The 1,955-nt window shown below is 62.4% G+C and carries 1 protein-coding gene and 1 pseudogene; one reads left to right on the plus strand and one right to left on the minus strand.

The window, feature by feature from the left end; genetic code table 11:
• Nucleotides 1-326, minus strand: a pseudogene (locus DBR24_RS23110) (dienelactone hydrolase); the annotation flags it as partial.
• Nucleotides 327-674: 348 nt separating this feature from the next.
• Here DBR24_RS23110 and DBR24_RS23115 point away from each other — a divergent pair.
• The coding region (locus DBR24_RS23115; RefSeq protein WP_128615911.1) for a thiamine pyrophosphate-requiring protein at nt 675-1,955 on the plus strand (1,281 nt) is incomplete at its 3' end.

Here is a 1,955-nt window from a genome sequence, read left to right on the forward strand (position 1 = left end):
ATGTAACCCTGATGGGCGAGTGCGCTGGCCAGCCAGGTCTGGTTGATCCAGTTGCCGCCGTAGCCGTGGGAGAGCACCACCAAGGGATGCTTGCCGCCGGCCGGTGGCGCATCGGGCACGGCCGGGGCGCCGACGAATACCGGGTTGTCGCCGAACAATCGGGTGGCCGCAGTAGTGGCCGCGGCGGGATACCAGACAACCATCTCCAGTGAACGCTGATGACGCGGGTCCGTCAGCGTGGCGGACTGAAAGCCGACAGGATGATCGTCAGCGAGTGCGTGGGGGATCAGGCAGGTCAGTAGCAGGGCGCCGAGCGCTGTTTTCATGGTTGCTTTCTTCCTTGATGCGTTTTATGGGCGAGCGGCACTTTGACTGAATTCGTGTCCTTGAGCGAGTTTCTTTAGCGGCCCTTCATCAGCGGCCAGTCGTGCAGGCTTTCTTGGTGCTGTGATGGCGCTTCCGGCGTCTTCGCGAACCTGCTCGGGAATGGCCTCGCCACCGATCAGGCAGCTTACCCTGGCCCCGAAAAATCCTGGGTGGCACTGCTCGCCCGGGCCGGATCACTGGCAAATCCATCGAAACTTCGCCGCCGACAACACTGTCCAGACCTTTACACCTTCCGGCCAATGTTCTGCCGGAACAGGCTTATGCACCGAAGAAAGGCGAGGATCGAGATGTCGATGACAGTGGGAGATTTTCTGGTTGAGCGGCTCAGCCAATGGGGCGTCACGCGGATTTTTGGTTATCCGGGGGACGGCATCAACGGCGTGTTCGGCGCGCTTGCCCGGGCCAAGGGGAAAATCGAATTCGTGCAGGCGCGGCATGAAGAAATGGCCGCGTTCATGGCCTCGGCCCATGCCAAGTTCACGGGTGAGCTGGGTGTGTGCATCGCCACTTCCGGTCCGGGTGCCTCGCACCTGATCACCGGATTGTATGACGCGCGCATGGACCATATGCCCGTGCTGGCAATCGTCGGTCAGCAGGCGCGCACGGCGCTTGGCAGTCACTACCAACAGGAACTCGACCTGGTGTCGATGTTCAAGGACGTCGCCGGGGCATTTGTGCAGCAGGCATCGGCGCCTTCGCAAGTGCGGCATTTGCTCGACCGGGCGGTGCGCACGGCAGTGGGCGAACGCCGTGTGACGGCGATCATCCTGCCCAACGATTTGCAGCAACTCGAATACGAAGCACCGGCCCGCGCACACGGCACCGCGCATTCCGGTGTCGGCTACAGCAAGCCGAAAGTCTTGCCTTACGAGGCTGACTTGCAGCGTGCCGCCGAGGTGTTGAACGCCGGGGACAAGGTCGCAATTCTGGTCGGCGCCGGCGCGTTGCAGGCGACCGATGAGGTCATCGCCGTGGCCGAAAAACTCGGTGCCGGGGTTGCCAAGGCACTGCTGGGCAAAGCCGCGTTGCCGGACGATTTGCCTTGGGTCACCGGCAGCATCGGCCTGCTCGGTACCGAGCCGAGCTACAAAATGATGAGCGAGTGCGACACCTTGCTGATGATCGGTTCGGGTTTCCCGTACTCGGAATTTTTGCCCAAGGAAGGTCAGGCGCGCGGCGTGCAGATCGACTTGCAGCCCGACATGCTCAGCCTGCGCTACCCGATGGAGGTCAATCTGCTCGGGGATTCGGCGGAAACCCTGGCGGCGTTGTTGCCGCTGCTTGAACAGAAGACCTCAAATAAATGGCGCAAGAAGATCGAGGGCTGGCGCGGCAGTTGGGAGAAAACCCTGGAAAGACGCGCCATGGCCAAAGCCGATCCGATCAATCCGCAGCGGGTGGTGTATGAGCTGTCGCCACGTTTGCCGGAGCAGGCGATCATCACCAGCGATTCCGGCTCTTGCGCCAACTGGTACGCCCGCGACCTGAAAATCCGTCGCGGCATGCAGTGCTCGCTGTCCGGCGGCCTGGCCTCGATGGGCGCCGCCGTGCCTTACGCCATCGCTGCG

The sequence above is a fragment of the Pseudomonas sp. HMWF006 genome, assembly GCF_003061205.1.
Classification (GTDB): domain Bacteria; phylum Pseudomonadota; class Gammaproteobacteria; order Pseudomonadales; family Pseudomonadaceae; genus Aquipseudomonas; species Aquipseudomonas monsensis.